Source organism: Streptomyces sp. NPDC030995 (assembly GCF_055571215.1).
Genome location: NZ_JBVIFS010000019.1, coordinates 1 through 13,501, shown reverse-complemented (window position 1 = coordinate 13,501; position 13,501 = coordinate 1). Strand labels below are relative to the sequence as shown.

Below are 13,501 nucleotides of genomic sequence, written 5' to 3'. Positions count from 1 at the left end.
CGCTAGGAAGGCCGTACGGCCAGGGGCATCGGTGGAAGGTCGGCGAGAGCGCGGACCTTCGGCGAGGGATGCACGGGCGCGCGCTGACCAAAGTATGGGTTCCGCCGACGAAGGTACGGGGCGTACGGGCGAGAGTACGACTGTACGATTTGCCCCGATTGGGTCGAGTAACGTGTTGGCCCATGTCCCGAACCTCGCGCGAGCGGTCCGTCGACCTTGCCGTCGTGCTCTTCGCCGCCGGCCTGTCGTTCGCGCTCGCCGCGGCCGCCAGCAACCCGCTGCTCATGTTCCCGCGCATGCCCGTGGGCACCGGCCTGCTGCGCCCGGTCGAGGCCCTGATCCGGGTCCCCTTCTACGGCACCGGTCCCTTCGTCGGCGTGTGCGGAGCCCTCGCGCTGTGGTGGCGGCGCCGCTTCCCCGTCGCCGTCGTCGCCGTCACCCTCGGGCTCGGGCTGATGTCGTCGGCGGTGACCGTCTCCGCGATGGTCGCGCTGTTCACCGTCGCGGCCCTGCGCCCCGTACGCACCACCACCTTCGTCGCGGTGGCGGCCGCCCTGCCCGTACCGCTGACGTGGCTGCTCTACGAGGCGCCCCGCACCGGGATCAACATCATGGGCATCCTGCTCATCGCCTGGACCCTGGTCGCACTCGCCGTCGGGTGGGGCCTGTTCGTACGGTCGCGGCGGATGCTGGTCGCCTCGCTGACCGAGCGGGCGCGGCGGGCCGAGGAGGAGGCGGCCCGCCGGGCACTGGAGGCGCAGCTGCGGGCCCGCGAGGACATCGCGCGCGAGATGCACGACGTACTGGCGCACCGGCTGTCGCTGCTGAGCGTTCACGCCGGGGCCCTGGAGTTCAACAGGTCCCCGGACCCGGCCGACGTCGGCCGGGCGGCCGGCGTGATCCGGGACAACGCCCACCAGGCGCTGGAGGACCTGCGGATGGTCATCGGCGTGCTGCGCACACCCGCGAGCGAGCCGGGCGCCGGCGACCGCCCGGGGGACGACCTGGCGGAGGGGCCGGCCGAGGCGCCCCAGCCCGTCCTCGTGGACCTCGAACGACTCGCGCGGGAGTCCCGCGCCGCCGGTATGCGGCTGCGGCTGGACGTACGCGTCGACGACCCCGGCGCGGTACCGGACCTCGCGGGCCGCACCGTCTACCGCATCGTCCAGGAGGCGCTGACCAACGCCCGCAAGCACGCCCCGGGCGCCACCGTCCGCGTGGAGGTGAACGGCGAGCCCGGCAGCGGCGTCGACGTCATCGTCCGCAACCCGGTCCCGGTACGCCCCGCGCCTTCCGGATCCGCGATCCCGATCCCGACCCCGGGCCAGACCCCGACCCCGATCCCGGGCTCCGGGCAGGGGCTCATCGGCCTGGCCGAGCGGGCGTCGCTGGCCGGAGGCCAGCTGCGCCACGGCCCGGCCGGCGGGGACTACCTCGTGCAGGCCTGGCTACCGTGGTCGGCATGATCCGGGTACTCCTCGCCGACGACGATCCGCTGGTGCGGATGGGGCTGCGGCTGATGTTCGGCAGCGTCGACGACATCGCCATCGTGGCGGAGGCCGCCGACGGCGAGCAGGCCGTCGCCCTCGCCCGCGAACACGCACCCGACGTCGTGCTGCTTGACATCCGGATGCCCGTGATGGACGGGCTAGCGGCGACTCCCGCGCTGCGGTCCCTGCCCACCCCGCCCGCGATCGTCATCCTGACGACCTTCAACCCCGACGAGTACGTCGTACGGGCGCTGCGCGCCGGGGCGGCCGGGTTCCTGCTGAAGGACACCCCGCCGGCGGACATCATGGCCGCCGTACGCCGTGTGGCGGCCGGCGAACCCGTCCTGTCCCCGGCCGTGACCCAGCAGCTCATCGCCCGGGTGGCGGGCCCCTCGGCCGAGGCGGCCGAGGCAGCCGGCTCCCGGGCGGGGGCGCGGGCCCGGCTGGAGCGGCTGGCCGCGCGCGAGTACGACGTCGCGCTCGCCGTCGGGCAGGGGCGCACCAACGCCGAGATCGCCGCCCAGCTCTACATGAGCGTGCCCACGGTCAAGGCCCACGTGTCGAGCATCCTGGCCAAGCTCGACGTGACCAACCGCGTGCAGGTCGCCCTGATCGTCCACGAAGCGGGCCCGGGCCGGCCGCCCGCCCGGGGCCAGGGTGCCTAGGGCACGACCTTGCCGACGCCGCCCAGGGCCTGGGCGGCACGCTGGTCGATCTGCCACAGCTGGCCAGCGGTGTTGCTGACGTAGATCCAGCCGTTGACGGTGTCCAGCGCGAGGCCCGCGCACGTCCCCAGGCCGGTGGCCACCACGCGCTGCGCGCCGTCCGCGAGGGTGATCTCGTACAGACGCCCGTTCAGGTGGTCGATGGTGTAGGCACGGCCGGCGCCGTCCAGGGCCACGCGGATGGTGCTCGCCCCGGGAAGGTTGGTCACGACGCGGTGCGTGCGGGCGGCAAGGTCGACCTCGTACAGGTGGCCGCCGTGGTCCTTCCGGCCGATGTACGCCTTGCCCTGCCCGTCCAGCGCCACTCCGCCGATGCCCTGCCCCAGGCCGGTGACGATCGGGCGCTTCTGTCCGCCCGGCAGGTCGACGGCGATCAGCTGCCCGTCGGACCAGCTCGCGACGTAGGCCTTGCCCGCCGCGTCGAGCGCGACTCCGTACGCGCCCACCACGTCGGCGATCTTGCGGGACGTTCCGGCGGCCAGGTCCACGGCGAGCACGCGCCCACCGCTGTAGTCGGTGGTGTAGGCCGTGCCCTGGCCGTCCAACTGGACTTCGCCGATGTCGCCCAGGGCGCCGGCGGCCGTGCGCTGGGCGCCGGTGTCGACCTTCACCGCGGACAGCTTCAGGCCGCCCCGGTCGGCGGCGTACGCCGTGTTCAGCGACGGGTCGACCGCCAAACCCTCGGACGTTCCCAGACCCGTCGTGATGAGGGCGTAGCCCCTCCTGTTGGCGATGAGCTTCGACAGGTCTTCGAGCTTCGGCATGTCTTCGTCGCCGATGCTCACCTTCGGCGGTCCGAACGCCTTCGTGGTCGCCGCGGCCATGCCGGACGCGGAACCGGGGTTCTCGGAGACCTGGCGCTGCGCGGCGGCCGTGCCCTGGGCGTTCTGGAAGAGCGGGCCCAGGAAACCCATGACGTCGAACGCCCCGTGCGCGGTCTGGCGCACGAGCCACGGGTCGCGCTCGCTCTCCAGCTTGCGCACGGCCTCCGAGACGTCACCGGCGCCCGGAGTGTCTTCGTTGAGTGCCTGAGCGGACTTGTCGGCGGAACCGGCCTCGTCTCCGCCGTTTTCGAAAATGTTCTTGAAGGACATGGGTTTCCCTCCCGACCCCTTCTAGAGGGGCTTCTTCTGATTCTGGTAGTCGAGCACTTCCGGCTGGAAAACCCTGTGTTCTCCGGTACGGACCGCGACGATCTCGGCCGTCCCCTTCTGCATGAACCGCTTTCCTTCGTCGGCCAGGTCGAAGTGGCCGGCATTCAAGGAGGACTCGCCGAGTTTCCACGCGATGACCCGGGAGTACTTGGGGTCGGCGGCCTGCGGCGGAGTCTCCTTGACCGCCACCGGCTCGGGGTAATACAAAGCGACCCAGCCGCCGAAGGTGACGGGGAACTCATAGTCGAACTGGCGGATCTGACGCCGCGTCGTGGCCATGACGTCCGCCCGGCTCATGATTTCGAAGCTGACCGACGACTGGTGCTTCCATTCGGTGGTCAGCGAACCACTGACGGAACCGGTGATCCCGAGCAGGAGCTCTCCCCACAACTCCCCGGTGCCGGTGACGGAACTCATGGAGGTGGTGTTGCTCGTCGCCTCCGTCTGGGTCTCCGTGTTGACACCCTGGTTGTCCTTGCTGTTGAGCAGGGTGGTCTTCTGGTACTGCTTCATCTCCATGCTCTTCTGGAGCTGCTGCTGGAGCGATGCGATGGACTTCGCCCCGAAGGTGAGCTTCACCTCCCCCTGGAGCGACCAGCTGATCGTGTTCGAAATCGAGAACTCGACCGTGTCCGTCACGGTGATCTTGATCGGGTCGGTGCCGTTGACATACGTCTGCTTGGAGATCATGTCGGGAGGGGGCTGCTGGATGTCGCTCCGTTCTTCGACGACCGGTACGCCGACATTCATGTAGGCGCGCCAGCCGCGCTCTTGCGCGGTCGCCTCCTCCAACGGGAAACCGCCGTAGCGCACCTTGTTCAGGGAGAAACCGATCGGGTCGATCTGCTTCCCCCCTGCCTGGGGGGTCCGCTTGAGTACGTTCCGCAGTTGGTTCCGCTGCAGGATCCCGGCGGCCTTGGCGGCGATTTCGAGTTCCTCTTGATTCCGCGTGGTCATCGGGTGACGCATGAACACGTCGTTGATGTAGGCCGTTCCCACATCGTTCCTTGCGCTGGCATTTCCCATGCTCTTCAGACCTCCCCGCCTCGTAGACCGGTGACGCTACGCATCCGGCGGCGAATGATCACCGGGCCGAACTCGCCACCAGGTGAGTACCGGACAGATGCCGCTGACCAGGCGCTTGATCACGTGCGGGCGGGCGCGTTCCCGGGTCGGTCCGCCGCCCCCGGGGACATCGTTCCTTGATCTTGGGGGCCAAGATCCACAAGTGCGGTGCCGCGGCGGTCCGTCACGGCCGGGCGCGCGAGGTGTCCGGATATGCGGTCCTGTGCCTGTCGGCGCTGCCGGGCCCGCCCCATCCGGCTCGAACTGACCTCGACCGAGTGTTCGACTCCGTCGCGCGACGCAGCTGGTGCGTCTAGAGGAGGCCGTGGTCGCGGGCGTAGATGGCGGCGTGGGTGCGGTCGCGCAGGCCCAGGCGGGACAGGACGCGGGAGATGTGGTTCTTGACCGTGCCCTCGCTGAGGAAGAGCCGGCCCGCGATCTCGCGGTTGGTCGAGCCCTGGGCGATCAGGCGCAGTACGTCGGTCTCGCGCTCGGTGAGGGCCGCGAGGCCGGGCCGCCCCTCCCGGCCCGTTGGAGTGGTCGGCGGGGGCGGGGCGCCGGCCTCCGCGGGTGCCGGGCGGGCGAGCCCGACGGCCAGGCGGCGGGCCACGGCGGCGTCGAGCTGGGCCACGCCGGCGTGTGCCAGGCGTACGGCTGCGGCCAGTTCGGCCGAGGGCAGGTTCTTGAGGAGGTAGCCGATGGCGCCCGCTGCCAGGGCCTGGGCCACGTACTCCTCGTCGTCGAAGGTCGTCAGCATGATCACTCGGCAGGCGGGGGCGCGCCCGGCCAGTACGCCGACGGCGGTCACTCCGTCCATGACGGGCATTCTGACGTCCATGAGGATCACGTCGGGGTGGTGGGCGACGGCCGCCTCGACCGCCTGACGGCCGTCCGACACCGCTGCGACCACGGTGATGCCGGGCTGGATGCCGAGCAGGGAGGCGATCCCCTCCCGGACGAGCTGCTGGTCGTCCACGACCAGGACGCGCACCGGCCCGGTCCCGGCCTCCGCCGTCATCGGGTGACCTCCAGCCCGATTACGGGGACGGCGGCGGGGACGGGAACGCGGGGCACCGTCACCGTGACCACGGTGCCGCCGCCCGGTGCCGCCTCGACCCGGACCCGGCCGCCGAGGAGGGCCAGGCGTTCGCGCATCGCGCGCAGGCCGAATCCGGCCCGGCCCGTAGCCGTATCCGTATCCCCCGGGTCGGCGGTGAAGCCACATCCGTCGTCGGCGACCACCAGCCGGGCCTCGTCGTCGCCGAACACCGCCGACAGCCGGACCCGGGTGGCGCCCGCGTGCCGGCGTACGTTGGTGAGTCCCTCCTGCGCCGCGCGGTACAAGGCGGTGAGCGCTTCGGCCCGGTGGCCGTGCTCGTCCCCGGACAGGCTGAGCGTGACCGCGGGCGGTCCGCCGTCCACGTGGTGGACCAGGTCGGCGAGCGCGGTGGACAGGGAGAAGTCCGTGTCCTCGTCGCGCATCGCCCGGACCGACTGCCGGACTTCGTCGAGGGCCCGGCCCGCGGACCGGCGGGCGTCGGCCACGGCCTGCCGGGCGGTCGCCGCGTCGGTCTCCTGGAAGGCGGACGCCTTCTCCAACTGGATGGCGATCGCCGTGAGGTGGTGGCCGAGGCCGTCGTGGAACTCGCGGGCGAGCCTGTTGCGTTCCCGCACGGTCGAGAGCTGGGCGACCCGCGCGGCGTACGCGGTCAGTTGCGTGTGCGAGTCCCGCAGTTCGGCCAGGGCCTGTTCGAGCCGCCGGCGCGCCTCCTGCTCCCCCACGGCGACGGTGGCCATCGCGACGGCGAGAACGAGAGCCAGGCCGGACATCAGCACGTCGGTGACGTCGCCGGGGTGGACGTACCACTCCGGGACCCTGAGGGTGTTCCCCGCCAGGACCACCGCGCCGCACGCCACGCTCAGGGCGATCGCGGCCCGGCGGCCGAAGGCGAAGTAGGCCGTGAGGGGCACCAGGACGAACAGCGCCCGCGACACCCCGGATACGTCCAGGGCGCACGCGGTGCCGTACAGCGCGAGACGTGCCACGAGCAGGACGAGGGCGGGGCGGACCGGTGTGCTCCGCGGGTGGCGGTGCCGCTCGGCCCGGTCGAGCACCGCCAGGGTCAGCAGGCACGCGGTGAATCCGGCGAGCGCGAGCGGGTCGGCGGGCGGGGCCGCCACCGCTGCTCCGTAGAGTCCGCCGGCCAGGACGACCGCGTGGAGGAGGGGCGGCAGCCACGACAGGGGCCGCGCGGGCCCGGTGGCCGGGGTCAGCGACGCGGTCATCGGTTGCCTCTCGTGGGCTGCGGGCGCCGGGCGCTGGGCCCTGGATTTGGTGGGATGTGGGACCTGGACTGCGTCGAACGATACGCGCGGGAGGCGCCGGAGCGGCTCCCGGTGCGGGAGGTCGTGACGACCTTGGCCAGAGGTCATGTGCCGTTCGGACGTGCCCACTTCCGCTGTGTGGCCGCTCGGCATCTGGGGGACGGTGCCCCGGCCTTCCTAGCCTCGGCACTGTTCAGCAGATCACCCGATGAGCAGACAGGAATGCCCGTGATGAGAACTGCCCGACCGATCGCCGCCGTCGCCGCCGCGCTGTTGGCCGCGACACTGGCCTCGACCCATGCCAGCGCGACCCCGCAGGCCCCGTCGTGCACGGCGCGCGTCCCCGGCGCCGAGTACGTCGTCGGCGCCTGCCTGGCCGACCTGACCACGGCCGGAACGGTGGCCTCCGGACACACCGACCCGGCCGACTGGGCCGGGCTCGAAGCCCCCGGCTCGGTCAACCCGTCGGGGGTCAAGGGGATCCAGCTCGACGGCTACTTCCCCGACTCCTCCACCGGCAACACCAACCACGGCTGGAACCACGACAGTCAGTTCGTGATCCGGCTCCCCGACCACTGGAACGGCGGGCTCGTCGTCGCCGGACCGCCCGGGGTCCGCGAGCAGTACGCCAACGACCGGCTGATCGCGGACCACGTGCTCGCGCAGGGCTACGCGTACGCGGCCACCGACAAGGGCAACACCGGGGCGCGGATCTACACCGACGGACGGCGCCCCGGCGACGCCGTCGCCGAATGGCACGACCGGGTGACCCAGTTGGCCGTGGCCGCCCGGCGGACCGTGTCGCGGCACTACGGCCGCACGCCCGCGAGCACGTACATGGCGGGCGCGTCGGCCGGCGGCTACCTGGTGCGGTGGCAGCTGGAGAACCACCCGGAGCTGTACACGGGCGGCGTGGAGCTGCACGGTCTGCTGCTGACCTCCGACAGCCCCAACATCCTGGACACCGCCCCCGCCGCGCTGCGCGCCTATCCGCGCTACGTCGCCGGGGAGCCGGGCGCCGCCCAGGAGATGTACGCCGCCGGGTATCCGGTGGGCTCCGAACCGATGTGGGAATGGCACTACCGCAACCAGTGGGACGCGCTCCAGCGGATCATGCGCGAGGAGATCGACCCGGGCTACGACGGCGACCGGGAGGCCGGGACCCCGTTCTGCCCGGCCGGTGTGCAGAAGGGGTGCGACACCGACTACGTGTACGGCGACCGGCCGGAGCGCGTCCACCGCACGGTCGAGCGGCTGTCCCTGACCGGCCGGATCCAGCGCCCGCTGATCACCCTCCAGGGCACCCTCGACACGCTCCTGCCGATCTCCAGGAGCGGTGACGCCTACGCGCGGATGGTCGACGGCTCCGGGCGCGGCGATCTGCACCGCTACTACCGGGTCGCCGGCGGCACCCACTCCGACGGCCTGTTCGCGTCCTTCCCCGCCCTCGTCCGGCCGATGTCGCCGTGCCTGAGGACGGCCTTTGACGCGCTGGCGGCCTGGACGGGGCCGGGCGTCACCCCGCCGGTGAGCCACACGGTGCCGCAGCCGCCGGCCGGGAGCGACACCGTCAACGCCTGCTCCCTGTGAGGCAGCGCGCCTGCGGCGAACGGGCCCCCGACCGGTCCGCGGGCGCGCATACTCGGAGCATGGCCGACACCACCACAGTCGAGGTCGACACCGATGTGTACGACCGGCTCGCCGCTCTGGCCGCGGACCGCGGACTGAGCCTGCGCGCGTACCTGGCGGAACTCACCGCCGCCCAGGAGAACGGGGCCGCGCTCGCCCGCGCCGCCCGCGCCTTCGAGAAGGCGCTGGAGCGGCCCGGCTTCCGCGAGGGGTTCGCGCGCGACTTCGGCGGGCTGGCGGCACGGCCTAGGTGATCAGGCGGGTGGCCGTCCGCCGCTCGGTTCCACGATGCGTCCCGCGTCGAGGACGGCGGTACGGTCGGCCAGCGCAGCGGCGGCCGCGAGGTCGTGGGTGATGAACACCAGGGCGAGTTCGGTCCGTTCCCGCAGCCCGGCGAGCAGTTCGAGCATGGCGCCGCGGGTGGTGGGGTCGAGGCCCGAGGTGATCTCGTCGCAGACGAGGACCCGCGGCCGCGCCAGGAGGGCCCGGGCGAGGGCGGCGCGCTGGAGTTCCCCGCCGGACAGGGCCCCCGGGCGGCGGCCGGCCGAGCTCGCGCCCAGGCCGAGTGCCTCCATCGTCCGGGCGGCCTCCTCCCGTGCGGCCCGCGGATCGGCGCCGCGCAGCCGGACGGCCGTACGGGCCACCTGGTCGAGGACCGGCCGGTGTTCGTCGAAGGCCGCCTTCGCGTCCTGGAACACGTACTGCACGGCCGCCAGTTGCGTCCGGCCGCGGGCGCGCAGACTGTTCGGCAGGGGTTCGCCGTCGAGCAGGATCCGTCCCCGGTGGTCGGCGTGCAGCCCCGCCAGGCATCTCCCCAGGGTGGTCTTGCCGCTGCCGGAGCGGCCGACCAGCGCCAGGCACTCCCCCGCCGCGACCGACAGCGTGACGTCGTGCAGTACGTCGACGGCGCCGCGCGCGGTGCGGTGCCGGGCGGTCAGGGCCCGCGCCTCCAGGACCACGGGCCCGGCCGGGCGGCGCGGCCCCCGCCCGCCGGGGGCGAGCTCCGCCGCCGGATCGCCGAGCACGGCGCGCGCCGTTCCGCGGTGCACGATCCGGCCCGCGCGCATCACGACGACCTCGTCGGCCAACCGGCGCACCACGTCCATGTCGTGGCTGAGCAGGACGACGGCGATGCCCCGCCCCGCGAGGGCCGCCAGCTCCGTCACGATGCCCTGCTTGGTGAGCACGTCCTGCCCGGTCGTGGGTTCGTCGGCGACGATGACCTCGGCGCCCAGGAGCAGGGCCTGCGCCAGTACCACGCGCTGCTGCTGGCCGCCGGACAGCTGGTGGGGGAACCGGCGCAGGACCTCCGCGGGGTCCGGGAGCTGCGCCAGGCCCAGGGCCTCGTGGACACGCCGGCGGATCTCCCGGCGGCCGCCTCCCCGGCGCGCCGCGATGTCGCGCAGCAGGGCGCCGACGCGCCGGGCCGGGTTGAGTACGGCGGCCGGGTGCTGCGGTACGTAGCCGACCGCGCCCGGCCGCGTCCGCACGGTGCCCTCGACGCGTGCGCCCGGTGGGTACTCGCCGAGGAGTGCGAGGCCCGTGGTGGTCTTGCCGCTGCCGGAGGGGCCGATGACGGCGGTGACCCGGCCGGCGCGGGCGGTGAGGCTCACGCCGTCGACGATGGCCCGGCCGCCGACCTCCACCCGAAGGCCCCGTACCTCTGCGACGGCGGTCATGTCCGTGTTCCCTTCCGGCGGCCGCCCAGTTGCAGAGCCGCGTCGAACAGCAGGTTGGCGCCCATCGACAGCGCCGCGATGAGCAGGGCGGGCACCACCACGGCCCACGGCTGGAGGAACAGCCCGGTGCGGTTGCGGTCGACCATCACCGCCCAGTCGGCGGCGTCCGGTTCGACGCCGACGCCGAGGAACGCGGCCGTGGCCACCAGGTACAGGGCTCCGGTCAGGCGGATCCCGGCGTCCGCGGCGAGGGTGCGCCGCAGGGAGCGGGCCACGTAGCCCAGGGCGGTGCGCCACCAGGACTCGCCCTGCATGCGCAGCGCTTCGACGGCGGGCCGGGAGGCGACCTCGACCGCCGCCGCGTGCACGACGCGCGCCGCGTCGGGTACGGCGGCCAGCCCGACCAGAGCGGTCAGCCCCACGGGGCCGGGCCTGAACGTGGCCGCGACGAGCAGCACCAGGAGCAGTGAGGGTACGGCGATCAGCACGTCCAGCGGTCTCATCAGCGCCTCCTGCAGCCAGGTCCGGCGGGTCAGTGCGGCGGCGAGCCCGACCGGCAGGGCGAGGAGGTAGGCGAGCAGGGTCGCGCCGAGTGCCACGAGCACCACGGACCTGCCGCCGAGCAGTACCTGGCGCCAGACGTCGCGGCCGCTGAAGTCGGTTCCGAGCCAGTGGTCCCGGTCCAGGGAGAAGGAGACGGACCTCGGACCGGCGGAGCCCGCGACCAGTGGTCCGAGGAGGGCGAGCAGCAGGGGCAGGCACACGACCGCGATGCCGAGGGCGTAGCGCGCCGGGGGGAGTTTCACGCGGCCGCCTCCGAGCGGGGTGCGAAGCGGCGTGCGACGAGGTCGGCGCCGAGGTTGGCCAGGACGGTGACGACGCCGAAGACCACCGCCATGCCCTGGACGACCGGTACGTCGCGGGCGGCGACGGCCTCGATGAGCACGGTGCCGAGGCCGGGGACGACGAAGAGGGCCTCGACGACGATCACTCCGCTCAGCAGCCAGTCGCAGGTGCGCGCCAGTTGCTGGGCGGCGGGTGCCAGGGCGCCGGGCAGGGCGTGGGCCCAGCGGATGCGGGAGCCGGACAGTCCGTAGCGGCGGGCCTGGGCGACGTACGGGGAGGCCAACGCCTCGATCATCCCGGCGCGCACCAGACGGCTGAGGGTGCACACCGGCCGGGCCGTCAGGACGAGGACGGGCAGGATCAGGACCTCGGGCCGCGCGAGGGGGTCGGCGGCGACCGCGGTGGCCGGGAGCCAGCCCAGGTGCAGGGCGAACAGCGCGGCCAGCAGCACACCGAGGGCGAACTCCGGTACGGCGTGCACGGCCAGGGTCACGGCGCTGATGGTCCGGTCCACGACGCCGCCCTCCCGCCGGGCGGCGAGCACGCCGAGGCCGACGGAGAGCGGGACCAGCACGGTGAGCGTGGCGGCGGCCAGGAGCAGGGTGGGGCCGAGGCCCTCCGCGAGGTAGCCGGTGACGGGCCGTCCGGTGACCAGGGAGGTGCCGAGGTCGCCGTGGAGCAGGCCGGTGACCCACTCCAGGAGCCGCTCGGCGGCGGGCCGGTCCAGCCGCATGGCCTCGCGGATGCGGGCGATGCGCTCGGGGTCGGGCTGGTCGCCGGCGAGCGCGACGGCCGCGTCACCGGGCAGCGCCTCGGTGAGGGCGAAGATCAGCAGGACGACGGCCGCCGTCTGCCCCAGCCCGAGGAGCAGACGGCGGCCGATCCAGGGGAGGCCGCCCGTCACGCGAGCCAGATCTTGTCGAAGCGCGCCCAGTCGAGGGTGTTGGCGGGGGCCGTCTCGGAAACCCCGCGCACCCTGGGTGCGGTGGCGACGATCCAGTCGGCGAACCCCCAGATCAGGAAGCCTCCTTCGTCGTAGAGGCGGCGCTGCATCCGCTCGTAGAGGGCGGTGCGCTCCTTCTCGTCGCGGGTGGACTGGGCCTGCTGGTACAGGTCGTCGAAGTCCTTGTGCTGCCACTTGGTGGCGTTGGTGGTGGAGCCGGTGAGCAGCCGCTGGGAGACGTGGGACTCGATGGGCATGGCGCCGGAACGGTAGGAGGCGAAGGTTCCGGAGGACAGGATGTCCTTCCAGTAGGTCTCCTTGTTGCCGACCTTGACCTCGACGGTGACTCCGGCCTTGGCCGCCTGCTCCTTGAAGATGCCGGCGGCCTCGATGAAGCCGGTGGCGGCGGGCGCGGTGTCGAGGGTGACCTTGAGCCCTTCGGCGCCGGCCTCCTTCAGGAGGGCCCGGGCCCGCTCCAGGTCCTGGGCGCGCTGCGGCAGGCCGCCCGCGTAGTGCCGGCAGCCCTTGCCGAAGAGGTCGTTGCCGATCTCCCCGGCTCCGGAGAGCGCGCCGTCGACGAGCTCCTGGCGGTCGGCGATGAGGAAGAAGGCCTGGCGGACGCGCTTGTCGTCGAAGGGCGCCCGGTCGGTCTTCATGACGAAGCCCTGCATGGCGCTGCCCGGCAGCCGTACGACGTCGATCCGGCCCTTGCCCTCGTGGGCGCGGGCCGTGGCCGGGTTCAGTTCGTGGGCGTACTCGACCTGCCCGCCCAGCAGGGCGCTCACCCGGGCGGACTCCTCGCCCGCGATGACGAATTCGAGTTCGTCGAGGTGCGGGGCCCCCTCCCAGTAGGCCGGGTTGCGCTTGACGAGGAGGCTGCTGCCCGGCTTGAAGGAGACGAAGGTGAAGGGGCCGGATCCCACGGGCCGGTCGAAGTCGGTGGTGTCCTTGGGGACGATGTACGCGCCGAACGCAGCGAGCGTGTTGGGGAATTCGGCGTACGGGCGCTTGAGCCTGAACTCGACGGTGGAGGCGTCCACGGCGCGGCTCGCGGCGAGGTCGATGGGCTCCAGCGAGGCCTTGGCGCGGAAGGTGCCCTTCGGGTCGGCGATCCTGCGGTAGCTGTGGAGCACGTCCTCGGCGGTGACGGGCCGGCCGTCGTGGAAGGCGGCCGTGCGCAGGGTGATCCGCCAGGTGTCGAGGGTGTCGTTCGGCTCCCAGCGGGCGGCGAGGCGGGGCACGGGGGCGAGGTCGGCGCCGAAGTCGGCGAGCTTGTCGAAGAGGGCCTTGGCGCGGGCGGCGTCGACGAACAGGTTGGCCGCGTGGGGGTCGAGGGTCTCGGCCGCGCCGCCGCCCGCGAAGGCGGCGCGCAGCCGGCCGCCGCGCTTGGGGGCGCCGACCGCGGCGTTCTCGGCGTCCGGGGTGGTGGCGCCCGTGCCGCAGGCCGCGGTGAAGGCGAGGGCGGTGGCGGTGGCGCCCGTGGCGATGAGGAAGCCCCTGCGGGCGAGGCTGGAGCGGGCGTCGTTCATGGGGTGGTGTCTCCGTTGCTGGGGTGGGGTGTCAGGGGGGTGGGGGGGGGGGGGGGGCGGGGAGTCCGGAAAAAACCACCCCCCCCCCCCCCCCCAAAAAGCCTCCGTCTTTCTCT

12 protein-coding genes are annotated in these 13,501 nt (G+C 73.1%); 4 read left to right on the top strand and 8 right to left on the bottom strand.

The features are described 5' to 3' along the window. Positions 1 to 182 precede the first annotated feature (182 nt). On the top strand, positions 183 to 1,466 hold the full coding sequence (locus ACZ45T_RS25610) for a sensor histidine kinase (protein ID WP_468445093.1): 1,284 nt from the start codon (positions 183 to 185) through the stop codon (positions 1,464 to 1,466). After that, positions 1,463 to 2,155, top strand: a complete 693-nt coding sequence (locus tag ACZ45T_RS25605) for a response regulator (protein WP_468445091.1) — start codon at positions 1,463 to 1,465, stop codon at positions 2,153 to 2,155. The genes ACZ45T_RS25610 and ACZ45T_RS25605 overlap by 4 nt, the downstream gene beginning before the upstream one ends. On the opposite strand, the gene ACZ45T_RS25600 is transcribed toward ACZ45T_RS25605, so the two are convergent. The 4 genes from ACZ45T_RS25600 to ACZ45T_RS25585 form a co-directional block, all read right to left on the bottom strand. Beyond that, positions 2,152 to 3,309, bottom strand: coding sequence for an NHL repeat-containing protein (locus tag ACZ45T_RS25600; protein WP_468445089.1), 1,158 nt, complete (start codon positions 3,307 to 3,309; stop codon positions 2,152 to 2,154). The genes ACZ45T_RS25605 and ACZ45T_RS25600 overlap by 4 nt on opposite strands. Before the next feature lie 21 nt (positions 3,310 to 3,330). Beyond that, positions 3,331 to 4,368 (bottom strand): gluconolaconase, encoded by a 1,038-nt coding sequence (locus ACZ45T_RS25595; protein ID WP_468445087.1) that lies wholly within the window; start codon positions 4,366 to 4,368, stop codon positions 3,331 to 3,333. A gap of 379 nt (positions 4,369 to 4,747) precedes the next feature. Further along, on the bottom strand, positions 4,748 to 5,452 hold the full coding sequence (locus ACZ45T_RS25590; RefSeq protein ID WP_468445085.1) for a response regulator: 705 nt from the start codon (positions 5,450 to 5,452) through the stop codon (positions 4,748 to 4,750). Next, entirely contained in the window at positions 5,449 to 6,720 is a 1,272-nt protein-coding gene (locus ACZ45T_RS25585; protein ID WP_468445084.1) for a sensor histidine kinase, read from the bottom strand. Before ACZ45T_RS25585 ends, ACZ45T_RS25590 begins: the two co-directional genes overlap by 4 nt. Positions 6,721 to 6,990: 270 nt before the next feature. Between ACZ45T_RS25585 and ACZ45T_RS25580 the strand changes: the two genes are divergently transcribed. Continuing rightward, positions 6,991 to 8,349, top strand: a complete 1,359-nt coding sequence (locus tag ACZ45T_RS25580) for a tannase/feruloyl esterase family alpha/beta hydrolase (RefSeq protein WP_468445083.1) — start codon at positions 6,991 to 6,993, stop codon at positions 8,347 to 8,349. A 59-nt stretch (positions 8,350 to 8,408) separates the two neighbouring features. Continuing rightward, a complete protein-coding gene (locus tag ACZ45T_RS25575) occupies positions 8,409 to 8,642 on the top strand; it encodes an antitoxin MazE7 (RefSeq protein ID WP_468445081.1) in 234 nt (77 codons plus the stop codon). Here the strand turns inward: ACZ45T_RS25575 and ACZ45T_RS25570 are convergent, their stop codons facing one another. From ACZ45T_RS25570 to ACZ45T_RS25555, 4 genes are read right to left on the bottom strand one after another with little or no spacing between them, the layout of a single operon-like run. Then, entirely contained in the window at positions 8,643 to 10,067 is a 1,425-nt protein-coding gene (locus ACZ45T_RS25570) for an ABC transporter ATP-binding protein (protein WP_468445079.1), read from the bottom strand. Beyond that, on the bottom strand, positions 10,064 to 10,873 hold the full coding sequence (locus tag ACZ45T_RS25565; RefSeq protein ID WP_468445077.1) for an ABC transporter permease subunit: 810 nt from the start codon (positions 10,871 to 10,873) through the stop codon (positions 10,064 to 10,066). The genes ACZ45T_RS25570 and ACZ45T_RS25565 overlap by 4 nt, the downstream gene beginning before the upstream one ends. Next, a complete protein-coding gene (locus ACZ45T_RS25560) occupies positions 10,870 to 11,817 on the bottom strand; it encodes an ABC transporter permease (RefSeq protein ID WP_468445075.1) in 948 nt (315 codons plus the stop codon). Before ACZ45T_RS25560 ends, ACZ45T_RS25565 begins: the two co-directional genes overlap by 4 nt. Continuing rightward, positions 11,814 to 13,385 carry an ABC transporter substrate-binding protein gene (locus tag ACZ45T_RS25555; RefSeq protein ID WP_468445074.1) on the bottom strand — a complete coding sequence of 524 codons (1,572 nt, stop codon included), beginning with the start codon at positions 13,383 to 13,385 and terminating at the stop codon, positions 11,814 to 11,816. The genes ACZ45T_RS25560 and ACZ45T_RS25555 overlap by 4 nt, the downstream gene beginning before the upstream one ends. Between the last annotated feature and the right edge of the window lie 116 nt (positions 13,386 to 13,501).

Coding starts and splice junctions, on each gene's coding strand:
- ACZ45T_RS25610 (WP_468445093.1), top strand. CDS start 183: ATGTCCCGAACCTCGCGCGAGCGGTCCGTCGACCTTGCCGTCGTGCTC.
- ACZ45T_RS25605 (WP_468445091.1), top strand. CDS start 1,463: ATGATCCGGGTACTCCTCGCCGACGACGATCCGCTGGTGCGGATGGGG.
- ACZ45T_RS25600 (WP_468445089.1), bottom strand. CDS start 3,309: ATGTCCTTCAAGAACATTTTCGAAAACGGCGGAGACGAGGCCGGTTCC.
- ACZ45T_RS25590 (WP_468445085.1), bottom strand. CDS start 5,452: ATGACGGCGGAGGCCGGGACCGGGCCGGTGCGCGTCCTGGTCGTGGAC.
- ACZ45T_RS25585 (WP_468445084.1), bottom strand. CDS start 6,720: ATGACCGCGTCGCTGACCCCGGCCACCGGGCCCGCGCGGCCCCTGTCG.
- ACZ45T_RS25580 (WP_468445083.1), top strand. CDS start 6,991: ATGAGAACTGCCCGACCGATCGCCGCCGTCGCCGCCGCGCTGTTGGCC.
- ACZ45T_RS25575 (WP_468445081.1), top strand. CDS start 8,409: ATGGCCGACACCACCACAGTCGAGGTCGACACCGATGTGTACGACCGG.
- ACZ45T_RS25570 (WP_468445079.1), bottom strand. CDS start 10,067: ATGACCGCCGTCGCAGAGGTACGGGGCCTTCGGGTGGAGGTCGGCGGC.
- ACZ45T_RS25555 (WP_468445074.1), bottom strand. CDS start 13,385: ATGAACGACGCCCGCTCCAGCCTCGCCCGCAGGGGCTTCCTCATCGCC.